We start from the raw sequence: 22,224 nt of genomic DNA on the forward strand, positions 1-22,224 counted from the left end.
CGTGGCTTCGTGCGCGTCGCCGGCTTCGCCGGGGGCCGTGGCGGAGCGCCCGCGGGTACGGGTTCCGGTTCCGGTGGTGATCCGTCCGAGGGGTTGTGATCCGTGCCGGGGGCCGGCCCTCTTTTACTTTGTGTGCCGCGCTGGGCGCCGGCCATGGGGCAGGGTGAAACCAATCAGCCCAGGTACGTGGCAAATTGTCAGGTTATCTTCAGCCTAGGACCAGCCTGTGAAAGCGCTGTGGGGCGGTTAGCCGGAACTCGGGAGCCTCGATAGGCTCGGCCCTGCGATGTCAGGCACAGGGGTGAGGATGCGTAACCATCCGGCGGACGATCACGATGGTCGCCCGGGGGAGCCGCCGGAGTCCTCCGGCATGCCCTTCGGCGAGCCTCCGCCGGCCTCCGGCGAGGTCCCGGGCGGTTCCGGCGAGGGGCCACCGGGCGGGGACGTCCCGCCCGAGGGCCCGGGCGGTCCCGCCGCGCCGGGCGATCCCGCGGCCGCGGGAGGTCCTCCGGCCGGTCCGCCGGGTCCGCCGCGCGCCTCGCGGTCGACCACCATCGCCCTGCTGGCCGGGCTGGTCGTGGTGATCATCGTCACCGGGGTCGTGGGCACGATCGCCGTGCTCATGACCCGCACGCCCGACCGTCCCCTGGGCGCCCCGCCGCCCCGCCGCCTGGCCACCACGATCCACTTCGCCCCGGTGACCGGCACCCGCCCCGCGCCGTGCCCGGGCGCCGAGGCCGTGCTCGACGACACGGGCACGACCTGCTACCAGGTCGCCCCCGGCGTCACGATCACCTCCGTGGCGAAGGTCGAGGCGGTCGCCGACGCGGACGGCGGCTATTCGGTCCGCGTCGTCCCCTCGCCCGAGAGCCGCAGCAGGCTCGCCTCCCTCACCGAGGACTCGCTCAACCAGTTGCTCGCCGTCGTGGTGGGCGACCGCGTCGTGACGGCGCCGAGGGTCGCCCAGGCGCTCACCGCCGACAGTTTCAGCATCTCCGGCCTCACCAAGGAGGCCGCCGACGCGATGGTGGCCCGCCTGCTCGGCGCCCCCGCGTCGGCCGCTCCGTCCGGGGCGCCCTCGACCTGCCCGCCCGGCACGGGCACCGGCCAGCCGGGCACCCTCCCGTCCGACGGCACGGGCCAGACCCCGCCTCCGGGGGGCATCGGCCAGGGGCCGCTGACCGGGGACGCCGGCACGCCGCCCGGCTCCACTGCCGAGCCTGGCGGCACCGCGACCTGCCACCCGGCCACCGGCGTCCAGACGGGCCAGCCGACGACGGACCTGCCCGCGACCGGCCAGCCGCCGGGCGCGCCGACCGGCCAGCCGACGACGGGCACCCCCACCGGGCCCGCCACCGGCGCGGCCACGCCGCCCGCCACCGGCAACGGGTCCACCGGCAACGGCCCGCTCGTCCCGCCGGGGAGCACCGGCGCCCCGGTCGCGCAGGGCGGCCCCTCCGCGCAGGGCTCGCCGTCGTCCACACCGGCCCCCCGCCCGACCGGGGTGTCCGCCCACCGCACGCCCGACCCGCGCTTCCCCGACTGCAAGCAGGCCAACGCCGCCGGGTACGGCCCCTACACCAAGGGCGTCCACGTCGAGTACGACTGGTACGTCGACGGCGACCACGACGGCTACGCCTGCGAGCGCGGCGACATCACCTGATCCTGTTCGGGGCGCCCCGAACCCGCCGTGCCGAAGGCGCGGCCATAGGCACCGCGTCCCGCGCTCGCGGGCATGTCACGTGAGTCCGGGCATGTCACGTGAGCGCCGGCGAGGTCACGTGAGCGCGATGTCCTGCGGGCGCAGCGGGATCCTGGCCAGGGGCAGGCCGGTGGCGGCGCGCACGGCGGCGACGATCGCGGGGGTCGAGGACAGCGTCGGCGGCTCGCCCGCACCGCGCAGCCCGTACGGCGCGGCGGGGTCGGGGTTCTCCAGGATCGACAGCCTCATGGGCGGCATGTCGAGGATCGTCGGGATCAGATAGTCGGTGAACGACGGGTTGAGCACCCGCCCGTCGCGCACCTGGATCTCCTCCATGAGCGCGAGCCCGAGCCCCTGGGCCGAGCCGCCGTGGATCTGCCCCTCCAGCGCCACCGGGTTGAGGATCTTCCCGACGTCCTGGACGGCGGCCAGTTCGACCACCTTGACCAGCCCGAGCTCGACGTCGACGTCCACCACGGCCCGGTGCACGCACAGCGCGAGCTGGGTGTGGGAGTCGCCCTGCCCGGTGACCGGGTGCATGGGGTAGGTCGGCCGGTGGCGGTACTCGCGGGTCTCCTCGATGGGCCCGAACCGCTCGACCAGATCTTCGAGCGTCCGTCCGGCGTGCTCGGCGCGCAGCTTGTCCAGGCGCTCGCGCACCGCCTCGCAGGTGGTCTTGACCGCGCCGCCGGTCACGTACGACTGCCGGGACGCCGAGGAGGAGCCCGCCGAGCCGACGGAGGTGTCGGCCGGGGCCACGGTCACCCGCTCGACCCCGAGTTCCGTGCGGGCGATCTGCGCCTGGAGCGTGACCAGCCCCTGACCGACTTCTGCGGCCGCGGTGTGCACCTGCACGTGCAGCGCGCCGCCGAGCAGTTCGAGCCTCACCCGGGCCGTCGAGTAGTCGTCGAAGCCCTCGGAGAAGCAGATGTTCTTGATGCCCACCCCGTACCCGACGCCCCGGCGCACCCCCTCGCCGTGCGTCGTCTGCGCCACCCCGCCCGGCAGCGACCGCAGGTCGGACGAGGGCTCCGCGGCGGGCAGCGGCATCGCGGCCAGTTCGCGCAGCATGTCCGCCAGCGGCGCGGGGGAGTCGATGACCTGGCCGGTCGCCAGCCGAGACCCCTGGGAGACGGCGTTGCGCACGCGGATCTCCACCGGGTCGATCCCGCACGCCTCGGCCAGCCGGTCCATCTGCGACTCGTACGCGTAGCAGGCCTGCACCGCGCCGAACCCGCGCATCGCCCCGCACGGCGGGTTGTTGGTGTACGCGCCGTAGGCGTCGATCTCGATGTTGGGGACCTCGTACGGGCCGACGCCCAGCGAGGCGGCGTTGCCGACGACGGCGGGGGAGGAGGAGCAGTACGCCCCTCCGTCCAGGATGATCTCGGCCCTGACGTGGACCAGCCTGCCGTCGCGGGTGGCGCCGTGCTCGTAGCGCATCCGCGCGGGGTGCCGGTGGACGTGGCCGAAGAACGACTCCTCACGGCCGTACACCATCTTCACCGGGCGGCCCGTGCGCAGGGCCAGCAGCGCGGCGTGGACCTGCATCGACAGGTCCTCGCGGGCGCCGAACGCGCCGCCGACCCCGGCGAGGTACAGGCGCACCCGGTCCTTGGGGATGTCCAGGCACGGGGCGATCTGGTCCTGGTCCACGTGCAGCCACTGTGTCGCTATATATAGGTCGACGCCGCCGTCCTCGGCGGGCACGGCGAGGCCGGACTCCGGGCCGAGGAACGCCTGGTCCTGCATGCCGACCTCGTACTCCCCGGTCACCAGGACCTCGGCGGCCCCGGGCGTCCCCGCCTCGGGGATCCGGCCCACCCGGACGGGCTGGTGGCGCACGAGGTTGCCGCCGGGCTGCACGTTCGGGCTCGCCGGGTCGAACAGCGCGCGCCGCGCGTCGGTGACCGCCTCGCGCGTCTCGTACTCCACCCGGATGGCCGCCGCCGCGCGCCGCGCCGTCTCCGGATGGTCGGCGGCGACGATCGCCACGGGTTCGCCCTGGTAGCGGACCTGGTCGATGGCCAGCACGGGCGTGTCCTTGTGCTCCAGGCCGTAGAACTTCCGGCCCGGCACGTCCTCGTGGGTGAGCACGGCGTGGACGCCCGGCATCGCGAGCGCCGCGCCGATGTCGACGGCGCGGATCCACGCCGAGGGGTGCGGGCTGCGCAGCGTGGCGCCCCACAGCATGTCCGCCAGGTACAGGTCGGACGAGTAGGCGAATTCCCCGGTCACCTTCAGCGTGCCGTCGGGCCGGGGCGTGCTCGCCCCCACCCCCTGCTCCTGGCTGCGGCTGCTCGCGGTGTGGGTCACAAAAGCAGTACATCAGCCGCCTCGTGGTGGGCCTATGGACACCGGCGCGAAACGCCCGGGCCGGCCGGCCGGGCCGCTTGTAGGTTCGTCTAAATCGGCCCGGTTAGCCTGGAACTGTGCTGATACGTGAGCTGGTGGCGATGGAGGAGCTCCGCCTGACCTTGCTGTCGGATGCCGGGCACCTGGACCGGGGGTTCGCCGGGGTGCACATCACCGACCTGCCCGACCCCGGGCGCTACCTGTCCGGCGGGGAGCTGGTGCTGACCGGGCTCATCTGGCGGCGCGATCCGGCCGACTCCCGCCGTTTCGTCAAGGCACTCGCCGACGCGGGCGTCGCCGCGCTCGCCGCCGGGCGGGCGCTGCTCGGCACGGTGCCCGGCGATCTGGTGGAGGCGTGCCGCGAGCACGACCTTCCCCTGCTGGACGTCCCCGAGGAGACGTCGTTCCACACGCTCGCCGAGAAGGCGCAGGCCGGTGCCGGTGTGGCCGCCGACCCGCGCGGCGCGCTCGGTCGTCACCGGCGCATCGTCGCCGCCGTCGCCGAGGGCACCGGCCTGGACGAGCTGTTCGCGCTGACCGCGCAGGAGCTCGGCGTCAGCGGCGCGGTCGTCTCGGCGGCGGGCGCGGTCGTCGCGGGCCGGCTCGGCGCCGGTCTCGCGGCGCGCCTGGCCCGCGAGTACCTCACCGCGCCCCGGCTGCCGCACGTCGCGCGCACGCCGGAGGGGACGTTCACGGTGTTCGCGGTGGACCGCGCGCACCGGGCGGCCGGCTGGGCGCTGGTCTTCGAGTCCGACCTGACCGGCCAGGCGGACATGGGGTTCGAGCTGGCGGCGTGCGTGGCGCTCGCGCGCGGCCGGACGGAGGAGGGCCGCCGGGTGGAGCGGCGGCTCGCCGAGCAGCTCATCGGCCTCGCCTCGTCGGCCGCCCCGGACCCCGCGGAGCTGGCCGCGCGCCTGCGCACCTGCGGAGTCGACGCCGTGGAGCCGTACGTCATGGTCACGGCGACGGCGGTCCGGCCCGGCGCCACGGACGGGCCCGACCCGGCGGCGCTCGGCGGGCAGGTGGTCGAGGAGCTTCTGGAGCGCAGAGTGGTGGCCGCCGTGGGCGCGGACGGCGCGGTCGCGCTCGTCCCCCTGCGCGCGTTCCCGGCGCCGGACGGCGAGGGGCGATACGGGAGAGCGGAGGAGGCGGAGAAAAGATCCAAAGAGGAGGGCCCCGGACCCGGGACAGAAGCGCGAGTGCGTAGTACCGTGCAAGTGCAAGGCCGACCGCATGTGCACCGTAGTGTGCACGCGATTCTGGGCCTGCTGAGGAACGGGGTGGCGGCGCTCCAGGCCGTCCCGCGGATGCGGGTCTCGATCGGCGTGAGCGCCGTTCTGAACGGTCCCGGAGCCGTCCGCGGTGGCGCCGAAGAGGCGGGCCACGCGAGACGCCTTGCTGAGGCGCGGGGTGGAGGGGTGGTGACCAGCGATGAGATCTACACTCACGCTCTCTTGCTGGCCACCGTCCCCGACGATGTGCGGCGATCGTTCGCGGATCGGATCTTGGAACCGCTCTTCGAGTACGACCGGCGGCACCAGTCGGAGTTGGTCCGTACCTTGGGTGTGTTCCTCGACTGCGCGGGATCGTGGAACGGATGCGCCACACGACTGCACGTGCATGTCAACACGGTGCGGTACCGCATCCACCGGGTCGAGGAACTTACGGGACGGGACCTGTCATCGATGGCGGACAGAGTGGATCTTTTTCTCGCGCTACGTGCCCGTTGAGTTACAAATCAGCAGCAACCGATGTCGCTCGCCCTGGAGGCTGACGTGGAAGCTTCTGAAGTCGTAGCATTAGCGGCAAGGCCAAGCATCGCTAAGAAACATACGGTGGCGGCTGATACGGCGAAGCGGCGGCGGCGACGCATGAAGAACTCCCGTTCGTGGCGGTTGTCGGGGCTTACATCTTCAAGGAGTGCCAGTGACCAGTCAAGATCTCATAGGCCAGCGAATCAAGACGGTTCGCCGCCAACGCGGTCTTTCGCAGGCGCAACTGGCACACCCCGAACTCTCTGACAGCTATGTATCACTGATCGAGAGCGGGAAGCGAACGCCGACGTCCGCCGTGCTGGAACTCCTGGCGGCCAAACTCGACTGTTCTCTGACCTACCTGGTCAACGGTGTCACCGCGGAGCAGATGCACGATCTCGAGCTCAGCCTGAGGTACGCCGAGATGGCCCTGGTCAACGGCGAGGTCGCCGAGGCCCGCCGACGGTACGCCGAGCTGCTGGAGGACGGTAGCCTCGCCGGGCTGCCGGCGATGCGGCAGCAGGCCGAGTACGGTTACGCCCTCGCCGTGGAGGCGTGCGGCGACCTGGACGAGGCGATCGACGTCCTGTCGAGGCTGCGCGATTCCGGCGACGACGCGGTCGCCGACGAGCGCTCGGTCGCCGTCGTGCTGGCCCTGTCCCGGTGCCACCGCGAGCGCGGGAGGCTCGGGGACGCCGTGCGTGTCGGCGAGGAGGCCCTGCTCGGGCCGAGGCGGCCCGCGTGGAACGACGGCCTGGTGGAGCTCGGGGCGACCCTGCTGCTGGCCTACATCGTCCGAGGCGACCTGATGCGCGCCCGCCAGTTCGCCGCCGAGCTGGTCGCGGCGGCCGAGATGCTCGGCAGCCCCCGGGCCACCGTCGCAGCCTGCTGGAACGCCGCCATCGTGGCCGAGCACACCGGGCACGGCGAGGAGGCGCTGCAACTGATCGAGCGCGCCCTGGCGGTCCAGTCCGAGAACGGCGAGCCCCGCAATCTCGCCCGCGTGCGGACCGAGTCGGCGATCCTGCGGCTGCGGGTCCGCCCCGGTGAGGCCGAGGCGAGTCGCGACGTGCTGCTGCGGGCGCACCGCGAGCTGGCCGAGACCTCCGCCAGCACCGTCGACGTCGCCCGCTGTGACCTCGACCTGGCCAAGGCCGAGATCATGCTCGGCCACCCGGAGAAGGCCGTCGAGTACGCCCGCCGGGCCGTGGACCGGCTCGACGACCGCACCGCCGCGCTGCGCGCCGAGACCAGGCTCATGCTGGCCAACGCCCTCCTCCTGGCCTCCAAGCAGGACGAGGCCGCCGCCGAGCTCGCGGCGGCCGAGGAACTGCTTCAGCGCGTGCCCGCCTCGCGCAAGACCGCGGCGGGCTGGGCCACCGTCGCCCGGGTGCTGGGCGACCTCCACGAGGACGAGGCCAGCGTCACCGCCTACCACCGGGCCCTGGCCGGCGCCGGCCTCTGACCCTCGCCCGGCGTTGATCTTCCCGTCGCGGGCGGGCGGCATCCCGTCGCCCGCCCGCGACCCGAGGCACCGCGGCCCTGGATAAGGGTGAGTTGCGGTAGGGACCGCGCCGGTGCCTGAGTAGCCTTGAGGGCATTATGAGGACTTCTCCGCTCGCGGCCCTGCTCGCGTTCGTCGCCGCCGTCGTGCTGGGCACCGCCGTGGCGTCCCCGGCGCTGGCCCACACGGCCCTGAAGAGCAGCGACCCCAAGAAGGGCGCCACCGTCGAGACCCTCGACAAGGTGACGCTGACCTTCACCGAGAGCGTGAAGTTCCCCGTCGTGCTCGTGCGCGACGCGGCCGGTCACGCCTATCAGGACGGCAAGCCGGAGCTCGACGGCCCGAAGGTCACGCAGAAGGTGACAGGCACGCCGCCCTCGGGCGAGTACACGATCGCCTGGCGCGTGGTCTCCGAGGACGGTCACCCGATCGAGGGCGAGATCCCCTTCACCGTCAAGGCGCCCGCCGCGAGCACGCCCTCGCCCACTCCCACGCCGTCGGCGACCTCGCCGTCCCCCTCCGACAGCTCCGCCGCCCCGGACCCCACGCCGCCGCCGTTCACCCCGACCCCGGTGGCCGAACAGGGGGACACGGGCTCGGGCGGCATCCCCGCCTGGGTGTGGATCGCCGTCTTCGGCGTCGCGGGCATCGGCATCGGCACGATGATCAGCCTGCGGAAGAAGCCGTGAGCGGGCGCCTCCGCCTCGCCCTGGCCGGAGCCGGCGCCGCGCTCGCCGGCCTGGTCGTCGCCATGGTCGCGGGCGGCGCGGCCACCCCCCGCATCATCCCCGGCCTCCCCGACGAGGGGACGCTCACCCGCTGGGCGCTGCCCCTGTCCAAGCTGACCATGGACGTCGCCGGCGTGCTGACCGTCGGCCTGCTGCTCATGGCGACCGTCTTCCTGCCGAACGACAAGGGCCTGCTCGGCAAACCCGCCCAGGCCTACGTCAGGGCCGCGGCGTGGACGGCGCTGGGCTGGGCGCTGGCCGCCGCGTCGTCCCTGGTCTTCAGCCTGTCGGAGACGCTCGGCAGCCCCGTCACCGAGGTGCTCGGCGGCAACGAGCTGACCAGCTACGCCAGCCAGGTGCCGCAGGGCATCTCGCTCACGCTGGTGGTGCTGTTCGGCACCGCCATCGCGCTGTTCTCACGCGGGGCGATCACCGCGGGCGCGTCGGGAGGGCTGCTGGTCCTGGCGCTGGCCACGCTGACGCCCCCCGCGCTGACCGGCCACTCCTCCTCCGCGCCCAACCACAGCCTGGCCACGACCGGCGTCGCGCTGCACCTGGTGGTGCTGTCGCTGTGGGTGGGCGGGCTCCTGCTGCTGTGCGTCCACGCCGTGCGCGGGCAGCCCCACCTCGACCTCGCCGCCCGGCGCTTCTCGCGCATGGCGCTGTGGTGCTTCGCCGGGACCGGCCTGTCGGGCGTGTTCAGCGCCCTGGCGCGCATGACCTCCGTCGGCGAGCTGTTCACCACCTCCTACGGCCTGATCATCCTGGCCAAGGCCGCCGCCTTCGCCGGTCTCGGGGTGATCGGCTGGTGGCACCGCCGCCGCACGCTGCCCGAGTTGACGGCGGGCCGGTCCGGCGCGTTCACCCGGATGGCCGGGGTCGAGGGCCTGATCATGCTGGTGGCGGTCGGCCTCGCCGTGGCCCTGTCGCGCACCGCCCCGCCGCCGCTGGACCTGCCCGTCGACCGCGCCTTCGAGCTGCTCGGCTATCTGATCCCGCCGCCGGTCTCGCTCGCCAACCTCGTGACGCTGTGGTGGTTCGACCTGTTCTTCGCGGTGGTCGCCGCCGTCCTGGCCGGACTGTACGCCGGGGGCGTCGTGCGGCTGGCCCGCCGCGGGGACCGCTGGCCGGTCGGACGCACGATCAGCTGGGGCGCGGGCGTGCTGCTGCTGGTGCTGGCCACGCAGAGCGGCGTCGCCCGCTACGCGCCGGTGCTGTTCAGCGTGCACATGGGCGAGCACATGGTCCTGTCGATGCTCGTGCCGATCTTCCTGGTGCTGGGCGCGCCGGTCACGCTGGCCCTGCGCGCGCTGAAGCCCGCCGCGCGGCGCGGCGACCGCGGCCCGCGCGAGTGGATCACCGTCATCCTGCACAGCCGCGTCACGAAGGTCGTCACGCACCCGGCCGTCGCCACCGCGCTGTTCGTGGTCTCGACCTACGCGCTGTACTTCACGCCGCTGTTCGCCTCCGCGATGGAGGAGCATCTCGGCCACATCGCGATGACCCTGCACTTCCTGATCAGCGGGTGCCTGTTCTTCTGGGTGATCATCGGGGTGGACCCGGCTCCGACCCGGCTGCCGCACATCGGGCGGCTGCTGCTGCTGTTCGTCACCATGCCGTTCCACGCGTTCTTCGGCATCGCGCTGATGAACATGGGCACGGTGATCGCCGCCGAATGGTACGACCAGCTCGGCCGCACATGGGGGGCGAGCGGGCTGTCCGACCAGAGCACGGGCGGCGGCATCGCCTGGGCCTTCGGCGAGATCCCCACGCTGATCGTGCTGATCGCGATCGCCTTCCAGTGGTACCGCGCCGACGACCGCTCGGCCAGGCGCGCCGACCGCCGCGCCGACGCGCGCGCGCGGAAGGTCGGCGGCAGCGGCGACGTCGCGCTGGACGCCTACAACGACTACCTGGCCAGGCTCAGCAAGATGGACGAGAGCAGCCGGGATTAACGCCTCTCCGCGCTACGTTTCCGGCCGTATCACCGTGAATGCGGTCATCCCCGCGGTTGCCCGGCGCGTTACGGCCTACCTGCGGGTAGCGTGGCAGCGAGGGTTTCGGGCATAGAGACAGTGGGTGGGCTTCGGCCGGACGCCTCGCCCGGGGACGTCCCGTCTCGATCTCACTCAGGTACATCCGCTCTTCAAGTACGCGTCGGTAGCGTCGCCCGCCGCAGGCGGACAGGGCAGCGCGGTGGGGACCGTGATCACGTTCGCCGGAGCGGTGCGCCAGAAGGGTGGGGCATTGTACGAAGAGTTGCGCATGCGCGGAAAGCGAAGTCTCGCGCGGGCGATCGAGGACTACTTGACGGAGTGGTCGGAACGCACCGGCATCACCGTCGAGGTCTGGGCGATGCCCAAGGGCCGCGTCACGGGCCCGGTGGCCGACGCCGTCTACGCCGTCGTGACCGAGGCCCTGACCAACGTCGAGCGGCACAGCGGCGCGCACACCGTCTCCATCGCCCTGACCATCGGCCGGAACGGGCTCAGGCTCACTGTCAGCGACAACGGCATCGGCTTCCTCCCGGGGCGCACGGGCCGCGGCATGGACATGATGAAGCTGCGCTTCAGCCAGGTGGGGGGCGTGCTGACGATCAACAGCGTCGTCGGCGAGGGCACGACCGTCAGCGGCCGGATCTGATCCCGGACGCGGGGCCGCGCCCAGGGCGAGCCTCCGTTCACGGCTCCAGACAGCCGGGGTTGGACACCTGCTTCGCGTACAGCTTGCCGCACTGGCGCACCACGACCTGGCGGCCGTCCGGGTCGATGGCGACCAGCAGGATCGGGCGGTCCTTGGCGTGCCGGCGGTCGGGGGCGCCGTGCAGCTTGACCAGCCCGCTGTCCCCGTCGATCTCCTCGAGGTTCTCCAGCGCGAGCAGCACCCCGCCCCGGTCGACCCTCCCCGGCCCGCCGTCCTCGGCGGAGGGGGCGCCCTGCCCGGAGTACGCCTCCTGGGCGGCCCGCATGAGCGCCACCGCCGCGTCCTGCGCCTGCACGGCGTACTCGGGCGAGGGCAGCCGCGTCCTGTCCAGCTTCGGCATACCGAGATCCTGGATCAGGCCGTCGAGCCGCTTGTAGAAATCCGTCCCGTAGTTCGGAGGGAAGACGGCCCGCTCGTCCTTCTTCGTGCTCGGCGGCGCCAGCGCGACGTACATGACCCGCACGCGGTCGTTGCCGCCCAGTTCGGGCGCGTGGTCGTTGACGTACTGCGTGACGTCGTCGTTGGCCAGGATCGTGAGCTGGTGGCACTGCGACTTGGCGATGGCGTCGACGAAGGCCCCGAACTGCGCCGTCCGGCCCGCGTAGTAGACGAGGTCCGGCTGCGCCACGCCCTGGCACACCTCGGTGATCCCCTTCTCCAGGTCGGCGGCCCTGGCGTACCGGACCGGCGTGGCGCCCTTCCCGAACGCGGCGATGAACTTGTCGCCGAGGTCCTTGCCGAGCAGGTCGCTGGGCGTCGCGTCGATGAAGACCTTCGCCGTCCTCGCCGGGGGCGCCTTCCGCTCGGGCACCCCCGCGCGGGCCCACCCGGCGGCCACGGAGGCCAGCCGAATGTTGGGCGGCGCCAGCGGAAAGAACGACGGGACGTACCTGCCCTCCGCCTGACGCATGCCGAGATCGTCGAAGGTGGCGGTGGTGCTGATCACGGGCAGCGCCTGCCTGCCCAGCTCCTGGATCGCCGCGTGGACCTGCTTCCTGCTCTCGCCGAGCCCGATCACGCCGATGACCGTGGGGTCGTCGCGGACGCGGCGCAGGATCTCCCGGGCGACGTCCTCGGCGTACCGGAAGTCGGCGCCCGCGTTCGCCGGCAGCACCCGCATCTGCAGCAGGCTGCCGTCGGCGTTGTTCTCGATCAGCCGCCCCTGCGCCAGCGCGATGCCGGCCAGCTCGCCGTTGATGTCGGTCAGCGGGTCGTAGGCCCCGGCCTGCGACTGCCCCGAGGTGGTGAGCTTGCCGAGGTAGACCACGGTGGCGTACGGGTGGCCGGAGGCCAGGATCGCGTGGTTCTGCCGGTCGATGAGCCCGAGCACGGGCGCGAGGTGGGGCGCGAAGACGAAGCCGCCGTCGTCCACCCCCACGCACTCGCCCGAGGACGCGCGCCAGATGCCCGGGCCGCAGGTGGCCGTCGCGGTCGCGAGGACGCGCACCAGCGACACGGTGACCAGTGCCGCCACCACCAGCCACGGGATCGCCGGATGCGCGAGCAGGGGCCTCGGCCGCCCCTCCGGCGGGACCGAGTTGGCCTTGGCCACGGCCTGCTCGTCCTCCGCCTCCAGGTCGATCCGCAGGACGCGGTGCGATCCGAGGGCGCGGTCGCGGGCCAGCTCGGCCTCCCACTGCGCCCACAGCTCCTCGGCGCGGTCGGGCCGCCCGGCCAGGACGCTCACGCGGCGGGCGGGGACCGAGGGGGGCGCGCCCGCCGCGTCGCCGGGGCCGGTGACGACGACCAGCAGCGGGTCCGCCAGGCGCGTGGCCGCGCGGACCTCCTCGACGCGCGCCACCAGGCGGCCGTCGCCGCCGATCACCAGCATCACCGGGTAGGACGTGCGCGCCCAGGCGACCCGCCGCCAGACCTTCCACAGCCGCCGCTCGTAGCCCTGGCGCAGGTCCTCGAGGAACGCGTTGACCAGCAGGCGCTCGATCTCGTCGTTCGCCTGCGCGGACTCCCTCGGCCGGCGCGGATCGGCCGGCGCGGCGTCGTCGCGGGCGGACAGCAGGCGCACGGCGAAGCCGGTCAGGTCGCGCGGCTGGTTGCGCCGGTTGTCGGGCATGAGGTACGGCTGCCGCAGGAACCACATGTACCGCCGGCGACCGGCCCAGTTGCGCGACAGCAGCAGGACGTGGAAGGAGCCGATGACCGGGCCGGCGAGGATCGCGCACAGCCCGAACAGGGTGGTGAGCTGGTCGGCCCACCCGGCGCTGAGGATCGCCGTGGCGGCGGCCCACGCGGGCAGCGGCCCCTCGGCGTAGGCCCGGACGTTCTTCCAGAAACCCCTGCGCTCCTGCTCGGTGCCCGCGCCGATCTGCCGGCGCCGCTGGTTCATCGCCCGCCTGACGCCGTCGCGCAGCTCGTGGCCCTCTTCGGTGACGTGCAGGCCGAGCAGCCACTGGACCTGCGCGAACAACGGGAAGCGCAGGTGCGCCTCCCCGCGCGAGGCGTGCTCGGCGAGGTTCTTCGCGGCCTCGGAGAGCGCCGCCGCCAGCGCCGAGTACGGGGGCGCGGGCGCGGGCGGGCCCTCGGCGGGTTCCTGGGGCGGGGTGAGGACGGCGCAGGGCGTGCCGGCGCACCGCTCTTCGAGGGTGTCGGCGATCGCCGAGGTCGCCTCCCACGGACCGGTCACCCGGAGAACGGGCAGGGGGATGTCGCCGCTGCGCCGGGTGGGACGCACGCGGATCCGGTCGAAGACGCGCAGGAGTTCCTGGAGGCCCTCGCGCCGTGACTGGGACGTGTGGGCGGGGTCCGCCTGCGCGGGGCGGGCGGTCACGGGGGAGCGCGGTCCTTCCGGGACGGAGAGGGGGGCTGAGGTCACGGATCTCCTCGATGGTCCCCTGAAAGGATCGGGATTCTCGGGGTGTCGGAAAATGGGCCGTGAACGGCTTCTTACGCTTCCCAGCATAAGTCGCGCGGGCGTCCGGCGCGTGGCCGATCGGCGGATCATCCGGGTTCGAAGCGGCCGGGAATCGGACTTCTCTGAAGAAGGGAGTGGCCGGATAGGCGTCGCGGCTTATCCGGCCCGGGTGTGCGTCGTGTTAAATCAGCGCAAATCCTGAAATCACCAAAAGTACGGGTTGTGGCTGAAAAGTGTGTACGCCGTCAAAGGTCCCGGCGCATGCACACCCGCGGCCACCGGTCGAGCCCCAGCGCGGCCTCACCGCGGCGCAGCGCCCGCAGGCCCGGGGTGAGCTCGGCGTCGTCCAGGGACCAGAAGCCGCAGCGCTCGTAGTAGGGGGCGTTCCACGGGACCCGGGTGAAGGTGATCAGCGTGAGCGCGGGCAGGCCCGCGTCCTTGGCGTGGGCGCCGGCGTGGTCGATGAGCGCCCGCCCGAGGCCGCGGCGCGCCGCGTCCGGGTGCACCGAGACCTGTGCCAGGTGGAGGTTGCCGTCGACCTGCTCCGCGATGAGGTAGGCGACCGGACGGCCGGCGTCGTCGGCCGTCACCCACGCCCGCCCGGCCCGCTGGTACCCGGCGAGCACGTCCAGGGACAGCGGCTCGTCGTCGGCCACCGACGGCATGCCGATCTCGCGGAAGAGTCGCCCGGCGGCGCGTTCGACGTCCTGCAGGAGGGGAAGCTCGTCCGCGGTGGCCATGCGAATGCTCATCGGATCATTGTGGCGGGCGCGGCGGCGTCTGAACAGCCGTCCGCGTGCGGGCCCGATGCCCGCCGGCCGCCCGGTGCGGGGGTCGCGCGCCCGTGCGGGGAGCGTTCACCTCCAGGCCACCCGTGCCGTGGGGCGTCCTTCGGGCGCCGAAGTCATAAACGCGCGCGGTCTTGACTCCTCCTATGATTTCGCGAGTAAGCGCGTGCGGAGCGTAGCGTTTCGAGCCCGGAGCGAAATGGTGCGTTCTAATCGATGCCGGAACCGCATCCTTCGAGGTCGGAGGCTCGCTATGGCATAGGCGCGCCGGCCTGTCCGGCCATGCCGAACTTGTTAGATCTCTTAATGGCAACCAAATTCAGTGAAATGCTGACATGGCAGGTGCCAGTCAGGAAAGCTCATCCCGGCGCCGGATCTTCGCCGGGCGCCGGGCTTTGCCGTCGCCGAGGTCAGTCATGGGAGGACGAGTGTCCGTGCCTCGTTCGCGTTCCGGGTTCTCGCCGGAGGTCGCCGCGGCCCTCAGCCAGGCGGACCGCGGACTCCGCGCGCGCATGGGCGACCACTACGCCCTGTTCGACTACTGGCGCTTCGCCATGAACACGATCTGTGCCGTGGACGCCTTCTACGTCGGCTTCTACCGCGAGGACCGGAAGATCGTCTACCCGTACACCTTCGACGACGCGCTGCAGCGCAAGCGCTACGTCCCGCCGGAGGTCTACGGCTACGGGCCGAACGGGCAGGCCGCGTGGATCCTGCGGCACCGGCGCGCGTACACCTTCGCCAGTGACGACGGCCGGCTGCTACACCACGGCATCGCGTTCGGCGACGAGCGGCGGGCCTCGGCGGACGCGATCACGGTGCCCATCTTCGAGCGGCGCGACGCCGGGCAGACGATCATCGGGCTGGCGTCGGTGCAGTCGTACAGGCGCGAGAGCTACACCGCCGAGCACGTGCGCGCGTTCGAGTGGACGGCCAGGTCGGTGGCGACCGTGCTGGCGCGCGAGCGGGAGGACGCCCGTGCCCGCGAGGAGCTCGCCGCCCCCGGGTCGGGCTCGGAGACCGATCCGCCCACGCTCATGGAGGTCGTCCAGGACGTCTCGGCCATCCTCGCCGCCCTGCACGCCGGCATCTGCGAGCTGGAGGAGGCGGTGGCGATGGCGGACTCTCCGCTGCTCCCGCAGGTCAGGCGGCTCAGGCGGCAGTGCGAGCAGTCTCAGACAGAGACGATGGACATCATCGCCCGGCCCTCGCTGCACGCGGAGGACCTCCTCAACTCGCTGTCTTCCAAGGAGCGCGAGGTCGCGTTCCTGATCGCCAGGGGCGGCATGACGAACAAGGAGATCGCCGCCCGGGTTTTCGTCACGGAATCGACGATCAAAGGGCATGTCTCGCGCATATTGCGGAAGCTCGGCGTCGAACAGCGGTCGGGCATCGCGGCGAAGCTCGGCCATTTCGTGGACGAGCTCCACCGATAAAGCTGGACGCGGCCCTGGGCCGCCCGGCCCGGTGTTCCGTACGCGGGTTTCCTCACTCGGCGTTCACGGCCGTTCACGCGGCGGGCATCGGCAGTACTAAGTACTGAGGGCCGCCCGGAGAAAACCCGCCGCGGACGGTGACATCGATGATGATCGGTGGGGATATGGTCTTTATGTCTAATGGGAGGATTTGTCCGAGCCTGGCGGTTTTCTCGGCGCCCCGTCACGCGGTGTGCGGCGAGCCGGACGGCCCGGACACGGGCAAGGAGCCGGCATGGAGTGGTTGACCATCGCCATCCTCCTGATCACGCTCATCTTCGGAGTTCTCGTCTCCTGGCTGAACCGCCAGGGGATCGCGGCGCGCCAGAGCGTCGCCGGCGTGTTCCCGCTGACTCCGGACCGGGCGATGAGGATCACGATGGAGGCGGGTCTCACGCCACGGGAACGGCTGCTGGGGGCGGCCGTGCCCGTGCTCTGCACAGGAAAGGGGGTGAAACTCGCGTTCACCTGCCGGGAGGGGGTGATGAGCTTCGAGATCAGCGGGCTGGGGGAGTTCGCCGGCACGCGGGTGCTCGCGTACGCGGAGCACCTCGCGGTGATCCGGCTCCCGGAGCTCGGGAGCCCCGGCGCGCCCGCGACGAACGCGGTGTACCTGAGGGGGACCCTGGCCAGGAACCCGGCCAAGCTGCTCCGCCGGCGCGAGCGCGTCTTCCGCGCGCTCGACCGGGCGGCGCGGCGGCAGGACCGGCCCGCGGACGGCGAGCGCGTCCGGAGATGCGCCCGCGCGGTCCGCACGGGACGCGCCTAGTCCCGCCCAGGGACCGGCGGCCCGGCGGCGCAGCGCCCGAAGACCCACCCCGGCCCGCCGGCGGGGACACGCCGGCGGCGCGCGGGTCAGGGCAGGGTGAGGATCTCGCTGCCGGAGTCGGTCACGAGGATGGTGTGCTCGAACTGGGCGGTCCGCCTGCGGTCCTTGGTGACGGCCGTCCAGCCGTCGGGCCACACGTCGTACTCGATCGCGCCGAGCGTCAGCATCGGCTCGATCGTGAACGTCATGCCCGGCACCAGCGTCACCGACAGGGACGGGTCGTCGTAGTGCGGCACGATCAGGCCGGAGTGGAACGAGGTCGAGATGCCGTGCCCGGTGAAGTCGCGCACGACGCCGTAGCCGAACCGCTTGGCGTAGGCGGAGATGACCCGGCCGACGATGTTGAGCCGGCGGCCGGGCGCCACGGCCTTGATCGCGCGCATCATGGCCTCGCGGGTGCGCTCGACCAGCAGCCGCGACTCCTCGTCCACCTCGCCGACGAGGTAGGTGGCGTCGGTGTCGCCGTGCACGCCGCCGATGTAGGCGGTGATGTCGATGTTGACGATGTCGCCGTCCCGCAGGACGGTGTCGTCGGGGATGCCGTGGCAGATGACCTCGTTGATCGAGGTGCACAGCGACTTAGGGTACCCGCGGTAGCCCAGCGTGGAGGGGTAGGCGTCGTGGTCGCAGAGGAACTCGTGCCCGATGCGGTCGAGCTCGTCGGTGGTCACGCCGGGGGCGACGTGCCGGCCGACCTCCTCCAGGGCCTGGGCGGCGATGCGCCCGGCGACTCGCATGCGCTCGATCGTCTCGGGCGTCTGGACGTCGGTCTCGCCCCTGCGGGGCTCCTTGCGGCCGACATACTCCGGGCGTTCGATGTGGGCGGGAACCTTGCGGGTGGGCGAGAGCCGCCCGGGCCGGAGCAATGTCGTCATGGGGCAAGTCTAGTTCGGTGCCGATAGGGCAGGATCTGACTGGACGGCGAGCGCCGCGGGCGTCCGGGACCCTGCCCGAACCCGCGGGTGAGGAGGGCACATGAGCGGTGAGCAGTGGTGGTTCTGTCTCAAGCACATGCAGGTCGAGCCGGACAAGGGCTGCCCGGACAAGCACCGCCTGGGGCCGTACGCCGGCCGCGAGGAGGCGGCCGGGGCGCTGGAGACGGCCGCCGCCCGCAACCGGGACTGGCACGAGGGCGACAAGGACTGGGACGACAACTGACACGTCCTCCGGCTCTCCCCTCAGCCCGGTGGGCCGCCGGAGGTCTGCCGCCGTTTCCAGGGCCGGGCCACGGCGATCCGCGTGAGGGCCAGGACGCCGACCCCGCACCAGATCAGGTTCAGCACGGCCGACGGCCAGGCGAAGTGGTAGGCGGAGTTGACCATGAGGGCGGCGGCGCCTCCGAGGTTGATGAGCTGGTAGGCCAGGCCGGTGCCGGACATCTTCGCCATGGACAGCATGGCGTAGGAGTACAGCAGCGAGGCGGCGCCGAGGATGCCGAAACCGTCGATGAGGATGGGCAGCAGGGACACCGTGTCAGTCCCCGGTGAGACGTGCGGCCGCCCGCGGCGCGCGATGGACGCCGCCACGACCGCGGTTCGGGACTCTGGAGTACAACGAACTCACCCCAATCAATGCGATCAATGCGGAACGCGGGTCCACGCGAGGGGTCGGACGGGCGGCACCGCGACGGCGCGGGGCATGGGCGGTGACGGGAAGTACGGTGGCCGGCGGAAGCGGGACGCGGGGCTTTCCAGGCGGGTCGGCGGGACGACAGGCCGTCCGGGCGTCTTCGGCCCTTACCGGTGGTGCCGCGACGCCGTGACCGGCTCGTTTCCCAAGGCTACGCCTCGCGGGGACCGGCGGCGGGGGGCCGGCGGGGCAGGGATGCGACGCGGGCGGTCAGGGATCCGACGCGAGCGGAACGCCTTGCCATCGCGATGAAAGGATTTGCCTCCGATTTCCCCTTAGTCGGGGACGCGGGGGCCCGTGACGCGCTCGGCCAGCCTGGCGAGCCGGTCCATGAGCCGGCCGCGCTGCCGGGGCGTCTCGCCGGCCGCCATGCTCACCATGTGCTGGGCCGCGTCGAACGTGAACAGCCCGTCCTGTGCGGGCACGGCCAGGGCGTCGTGGGCCAGTCCTTCCAACTCGGGGTCGCCGCCGTCGAGGGCGAGGATGGTCGCGCCCGTGCGCCGGGCGTCGTTCACGCGTTCGAGCAGCGGCACGGGCGCCTTCCGCTCGGCGACCACGAACAGCGTCTCGCCGCGTCTCGCCGCCTCGATGCGCTCGATGCCCACGGCCAGGTGGGGAGGGGCGCCCGGGGGCGGCGACCAGCGGACGAGCGTGGGGGCGAGCTGGGCGAGCCCGGAGACGCGCGCCTCGTCGTCGAGGTGCGCCGCCAGGTGCCACGGCTCGTCGTCCGGGGTGCCGACGACGAGCAGCCCGCCGGGCGAGCGCGTGGCGCGCAGCGGGAGCGCGAACTCGCGGGTGCGTTCCACCCAGCCGGTCGTGGCGAGCACCTCGCGCAGGAAGGTCACCGACGCAGCGTCCATGGCCTCCATGGTGCATCACGGCCCCCGGCGCCGTCCCGGTAAGAAACACCTGGCATGATCGGGAGAATTGCGACCGCTGTCGAGGGGACGATCTGGATCATGAGCGATGAGCTGCGGGACGTGGGCGGGCTGTCGATCGGCATTCTCGGCGGCACGGGGGACCAGGGCAAGGGCCTCGCGCACCGGTTCGCGGCGGCGGGCCACCAGGTTCTGATCGGGTCGCGCAGCGCCTCCCGGGCGCAGGAGGCGGCCGCGAGCCTCGGCGAGGGTCTCCCCGCGCGCGGGGACGAGAACGCCGCGGTGGCCGCCGAGGCCGATGTCGTGATCGTCGCGGTGCCCTGGGACGGACACAAGGCCCTGCTGGAGTCGCTGCGCTCCGAGCTGGCAGGCAAGATCGTCGTCGACTGCGTGAACCCCCTGGGCTTCGACAAGCAGGGCGCGTTCGCGCTGGACGTCGAGGAGGGCAGCGCGGCCCAGCAGGCGGCGGCCGTTCTGCCGGACAGCCGCGTCGTGGCGGCGTTCCACCACGTCTCCGCGGTGCTGCTGCTCGACCCCGAGGTCGCCGAGATCGACCTGGACGTGCTGGTGCTCGGCGACGACCGCGAGGCCACCGACACCGTGCAGGCGCTGGCGGCCCGCATCCCGGGCGTGCGCGGGATCTACGGCGGGCGGCTGCGCAACGCCCGCCAGATCGAGGCGTTCACCGCGAACCTGATCTCGATCAACCGCCGTTACAAGGCCCATGCCGGGATCCGCGTCACCGATGTGTGAGCCTGTGTGAGCCGCCTGCGCGGGGGCCGGGAGCGCGGCCGTTCGCCCGCCCGGGTGAGATGAATCTGACAAAACGGGTATTTTCCCGCCATTCTTGACGTCATGAGCGATCTGCACCCGGATACCCGTGCCGTCCACGTGCCGCGGCCGCCGCTGAACGGCAGCGTCCCCATCGCGACCCCCCTCTACCAGACCTCCGGATTCGCCTTCGAGGACCCCGCCGTCTTCGCCGACGGGATGGGCCGCCCCGACGGCGCCTTCGTCTACGGGCGGCTGTCCAACCCGACCGTCCGCGCGCTGGAGGACGCGGTCGCCGGTCTGGAGGGCGGCGTGGCCGCCGTCGCCGCCGGGTCGGGCATGGGCGCGATCAACTGCGTCCTGTTCGGGCTGCTCTCTCCCGGCGACCACCTGATCGCCCAGAAGCCGCTGTACGGCGGGACGGCCACGATCATCGCGGACCTCGCCCGCCGGTTCGGGGTCGCGGTGACCTACGTGCCGGAGGACGACCCCGCGGCGGTGCGCGAGGCCGTGCGCCCCGAGACGCGGCTGCTGTACCTGGAGACGATCGCCAACCCGATGACCCAGGTCGCCGACCTGCCCGGCATGTGCGCCGCCGCGCGCGAGGCGGGCCTGATCTCCGTGGTGGACAACACCTTCGCCTCGCCGGTGCTGTGCCGCCCGCTGGAGCACGGCGCCGACGTCGTCGTCCACTCGGTGACCAAGTACCTCAGCGGGCACAGTGACGTCCTCGGCGGGGTCGCGGTCTTCGCCGACGAGGCGCTGCACCGGAAGGTCTGGACGTTCTCCACCGAACTCGGCGCCACGCTCGACCCGTTCGCCGCCTGGCTGACGCTGCGCGGCATCCAGACCCTGCCCCTGCGCATGGCCCGCCACTGCGAGAACACCCGCGTGCTCGCCACCCGCCTGGCCGAGCACCCCGCCGTCGCGGCGGTCCATTGGCCGGGACTGCCCGGGCACCCTTCCCACCGGCTCGCCGCCAAGCTCCTGCCGGACTTCGGGGCCGTCTTCTCCTTCGACCTGACCGGTGGGCGCGCGGCGGGGGAGAGGTTCATGAGCTCGGTACGGCTGGCGCTGCTCGCGCCCTCGCTGGGCGGGGTCGAGACGCTGATCCTGCACCCGGCCACGACCTCCCACCGCTCGCAGACCGCCGAGGAGCTCGCCGCGTCGGGGATCGGCGAAGGGACCGTGCGCGTGGCGGTCGGCATCGAGCACGCCGAGGATCTATGGTCCGACTTCACCCAGGCCCTCGACCGCTAGGAGACATAGGTGATCATCACGCGGCAGGACGTCGAGGAGGCGGGCGCCCGCATCGCCGGGCGCGTCCGGCGCACCCCGGTCGTGGAAGGGGAGCCGGGGCTCGTCCTGAAGCTGGAGAGCCTCCAGCACGCGGGCTCGTTCAAGGTCCGCGGAGCGTTCAACCGCATCCTCGCCGCCGGGCCGGCGCCGGAGGCCGGGGTGATCGCGGCCAGCGGGGGCAACCACGGGGTCGCCGTCGCCTACGCGGCCCGCGTGCTCGGCGTCCGGGCGGAGATCTTCGTCCCCGAGGTGTGCGCGCCGGTCAAGGTCGCCGGGCTGCGGGCGCTCGGCGCGCACGTCACCCAGACCGGCGCGATCTTCGCCGACGCCTACGAGGCCTCGGCCAAGCGGGCCGCCGAGACCGGCGCCCTGGAGATCCACGCCTACGACCAGCCGGAGGTCGTGGCCGGGCAGGGCACGCTCGGGCTGGAGCTCCTCGGCCAGGCCCGCGCGCTCGGCGGCGTGGACACCATCCTGGTCGCCGTCGGCGGCGGCGGGCTGATCGCGGGCGTGGCGGCGGCGGTGGCGGGCGAGGCCCGGGTCGTCGCCGTGGAGCCCGAGCGCATCCCGACGCTGCACGACGCGCTCGCCAACGGCGGCCCGGTGCCGGTCGAGGTCGGCGGGGTCGGCGCCGACGCCCTGGGCGCGAGCCGGGCCGGGCGGATCGCGTACGAGACGACGCGGGCGGCGGGCGTGCGCACGCTGCTCGTCACGGACGAGGCGATCATCGAAGCGCGCCGCGAGCTGTGGCGCGACTACCGGCTCGCCACCGAGCACGCGGGCGCGACGGCCCTGGCCGCCCTGCGCTCGGGGGCGTACACCCCCGAGCCAGGCGAGCGACTCGCGGTCGTCATCTGCGGCGCCAACACCGACCCGTCCACCCTGACCTGAGGTTCAGGCCTAAAGGGCGCACCGGACCCGCCGCGCCGGAGGCGCGGCC

At 72.8% G+C, this 22,224-nt stretch carries 18 protein-coding genes; 12 read left to right on the forward strand and 6 right to left on the reverse strand.

Features of this window, described 5'->3' with window-relative positions; translation table 11 throughout:
• Positions 1-307 precede the first annotated feature (307 nt).
• Positions 308-1,663 carry an excalibur calcium-binding domain-containing protein gene (locus tag AB0H21_RS07500; protein ID WP_358513122.1) on the forward strand — a complete coding sequence of 452 codons (1,356 nt, stop codon included), beginning with the start codon at positions 308-310 and terminating at the stop codon, positions 1,661-1,663.
• A gap of 114 nt (positions 1,664-1,777) precedes the next feature.
• Here AB0H21_RS07500 and AB0H21_RS07505 read toward each other — a convergent pair whose 3' ends face one another.
• The gene (locus AB0H21_RS07505) at positions 1,778-4,018 is read right to left on the reverse strand and encodes a molybdopterin cofactor-binding domain-containing protein (protein ID WP_358513124.1); all 2,241 of its coding nucleotides are present in this window, start codon (positions 4,016-4,018) and stop codon (positions 1,778-1,780) included.
• Positions 4,019-4,134: 116 nt separating this feature from the next.
• Here AB0H21_RS07505 and AB0H21_RS07510 point away from each other — a divergent pair, with 116 nt between their 5' ends.
• The 5 genes from AB0H21_RS07510 (at position 4,135) to AB0H21_RS07530 (ending at position 10,686) form a co-directional block, all read left to right on the forward strand.
• Entirely contained in the window at positions 4,135-5,787 is a 1,653-nt protein-coding gene (locus AB0H21_RS07510) for a PucR family transcriptional regulator ligand-binding domain-containing protein (protein WP_358513126.1), read from the forward strand.
• A gap of 196 nt (positions 5,788-5,983) precedes the next feature.
• Positions 5,984-7,276, forward strand: coding sequence for a helix-turn-helix transcriptional regulator (locus AB0H21_RS07515; RefSeq protein WP_358513128.1), 1,293 nt, complete (start codon positions 5,984-5,986; stop codon positions 7,274-7,276).
• Between the two features lie 137 nt (positions 7,277-7,413).
• Positions 7,414-8,004: a copper resistance CopC family protein gene (locus AB0H21_RS07520; RefSeq protein ID WP_358513130.1), complete on the forward strand. Its 591-nt coding sequence runs from the start codon at positions 7,414-7,416 to the stop codon at positions 8,002-8,004.
• Positions 8,001-9,998 carry a bifunctional copper resistance protein CopD/cytochrome c oxidase assembly protein gene (locus AB0H21_RS07525; RefSeq protein ID WP_358513132.1) on the forward strand — a complete coding sequence of 666 codons (1,998 nt, stop codon included), beginning with the start codon at positions 8,001-8,003 and terminating at the stop codon, positions 9,996-9,998. Before AB0H21_RS07520 ends, AB0H21_RS07525 begins: the two co-directional genes overlap by 4 nt.
• A gap of 310 nt (positions 9,999-10,308) precedes the next feature.
• Entirely contained in the window at positions 10,309-10,686 is a 378-nt protein-coding gene (locus AB0H21_RS07530) for an ATP-binding protein (protein ID WP_358513134.1), read from the forward strand.
• A 37-nt stretch (positions 10,687-10,723) separates the two neighbouring features.
• On the opposite strand, the gene AB0H21_RS07535 is transcribed toward AB0H21_RS07530, so the two are convergent.
• Positions 10,724-13,576, reverse strand: a complete 2,853-nt coding sequence (locus AB0H21_RS07535) for a hypothetical protein (RefSeq protein ID WP_358513136.1) — start codon at positions 13,574-13,576, stop codon at positions 10,724-10,726.
• A gap of 284 nt (positions 13,577-13,860) precedes the next feature.
• The gene (locus tag AB0H21_RS07540; RefSeq protein ID WP_358514192.1) at positions 13,861-14,424 is read right to left on the reverse strand and encodes a GNAT family N-acetyltransferase; all 564 of its coding nucleotides are present in this window, start codon (positions 14,422-14,424) and stop codon (positions 13,861-13,863) included.
• Positions 14,425-14,837: 413 nt separating this feature from the next.
• On the opposite strand from AB0H21_RS07540, the gene AB0H21_RS07545 reads away from it, so the two are divergent.
• A complete protein-coding gene (locus AB0H21_RS07545; protein WP_358513138.1) occupies positions 14,838-15,839 on the forward strand; it encodes a LuxR C-terminal-related transcriptional regulator in 1,002 nt (333 codons plus the stop codon).
• Between the two features lie 274 nt (positions 15,840-16,113).
• A complete protein-coding gene (locus AB0H21_RS07550) occupies positions 16,114-16,647 on the forward strand; it encodes a hypothetical protein (protein WP_358513140.1) in 534 nt (177 codons plus the stop codon).
• Positions 16,648-16,733: 86 nt separating this feature from the next.
• On the opposite strand, the gene map is transcribed toward AB0H21_RS07550, so the two are convergent.
• A complete protein-coding gene (map, locus tag AB0H21_RS07555) occupies positions 16,734-17,582 on the reverse strand; it encodes a type I methionyl aminopeptidase (RefSeq protein WP_358513142.1) in 849 nt (282 codons plus the stop codon).
• 100 nt (positions 17,583-17,682) lie between these two features.
• Between map and AB0H21_RS07560 the strand changes: the two genes are divergently transcribed.
• Positions 17,683-17,865 carry a hypothetical protein gene (locus AB0H21_RS07560; protein ID WP_358513144.1) on the forward strand — a complete coding sequence of 61 codons (183 nt, stop codon included), beginning with the start codon at positions 17,683-17,685 and terminating at the stop codon, positions 17,863-17,865.
• Positions 17,866-17,885: 20 nt separating this feature from the next.
• Here the strand turns inward: AB0H21_RS07560 and AB0H21_RS07565 are convergent, their stop codons facing one another.
• Together AB0H21_RS07565 and AB0H21_RS07570 are read right to left on the reverse strand one after the other, a co-directional pair.
• Positions 17,886-18,176, reverse strand: a complete 291-nt coding sequence (locus tag AB0H21_RS07565; RefSeq protein WP_358513146.1) for a hypothetical protein — start codon at positions 18,174-18,176, stop codon at positions 17,886-17,888.
• Between the two features lie 435 nt (positions 18,177-18,611).
• The gene (locus tag AB0H21_RS07570; protein ID WP_358513148.1) at positions 18,612-19,196 is read right to left on the reverse strand and encodes a hypothetical protein; all 585 of its coding nucleotides are present in this window, start codon (positions 19,194-19,196) and stop codon (positions 18,612-18,614) included.
• A gap of 99 nt (positions 19,197-19,295) precedes the next feature.
• On the opposite strand from AB0H21_RS07570, the gene npdG reads away from it, so the two are divergent.
• The 3 genes from npdG to AB0H21_RS07585 all read left to right on the forward strand — a co-directional run bounded on the left by npdG (position 19,296) and on the right by AB0H21_RS07585 (position 22,175).
• Positions 19,296-19,967 (forward strand): NADPH-dependent F420 reductase, encoded by a 672-nt coding sequence (npdG, locus tag AB0H21_RS07575; RefSeq protein ID WP_358513150.1) that lies wholly within the window; start codon positions 19,296-19,298, stop codon positions 19,965-19,967.
• Positions 19,968-20,069: 102 nt separating this feature from the next.
• Positions 20,070-21,245, forward strand: a complete 1,176-nt coding sequence (locus AB0H21_RS07580; protein ID WP_358513151.1) for an aminotransferase class I/II-fold pyridoxal phosphate-dependent enzyme — start codon at positions 20,070-20,072, stop codon at positions 21,243-21,245.
• 9 nt (positions 21,246-21,254) lie between these two features.
• Entirely contained in the window at positions 21,255-22,175 is a 921-nt protein-coding gene (locus AB0H21_RS07585; protein ID WP_358513153.1) for a threonine/serine dehydratase, read from the forward strand.
• Positions 22,176-22,224: the final 49 nt, after the last annotated feature.

Source organism: Sphaerisporangium sp. NPDC051011, from assembly GCF_040653595.1.
GTDB lineage: Bacteria > Actinomycetota > Actinomycetes > Streptosporangiales > Streptosporangiaceae > Sphaerisporangium.

Excerpts from the sequence above, each read along its gene's own strand:
- AB0H21_RS07500 (WP_358513122.1), top strand. The coding sequence starts at position 308 with ATGCGTAACCATCCGGCGGACGATCACGATGGTCGCCCGGGGGAGCCG.
- AB0H21_RS07520 (WP_358513130.1), top strand. The coding sequence starts at position 7,414 with ATGAGGACTTCTCCGCTCGCGGCCCTGCTCGCGTTCGTCGCCGCCGTC.
- AB0H21_RS07530 (WP_358513134.1), top strand. The coding sequence starts at position 10,309 with ATGCGCGGAAAGCGAAGTCTCGCGCGGGCGATCGAGGACTACTTGACG.
- AB0H21_RS07550 (WP_358513140.1), top strand. The coding sequence starts at position 16,114 with ATGGAGTGGTTGACCATCGCCATCCTCCTGATCACGCTCATCTTCGGA.
- map (WP_358513142.1), bottom strand. The coding sequence starts at position 17,582 with ATGACGACATTGCTCCGGCCCGGGCGGCTCTCGCCCACCCGCAAGGTT.
- AB0H21_RS07560 (WP_358513144.1), top strand. The coding sequence starts at position 17,683 with ATGAGCGGTGAGCAGTGGTGGTTCTGTCTCAAGCACATGCAGGTCGAG.
- AB0H21_RS07570 (WP_358513148.1), bottom strand. The coding sequence starts at position 19,196 with ATGGACGCTGCGTCGGTGACCTTCCTGCGCGAGGTGCTCGCCACGACC.
- npdG (WP_358513150.1), top strand. The coding sequence starts at position 19,296 with ATGAGCGATGAGCTGCGGGACGTGGGCGGGCTGTCGATCGGCATTCTC.
- AB0H21_RS07580 (WP_358513151.1), top strand. The coding sequence starts at position 20,070 with ATGAGCGATCTGCACCCGGATACCCGTGCCGTCCACGTGCCGCGGCCG.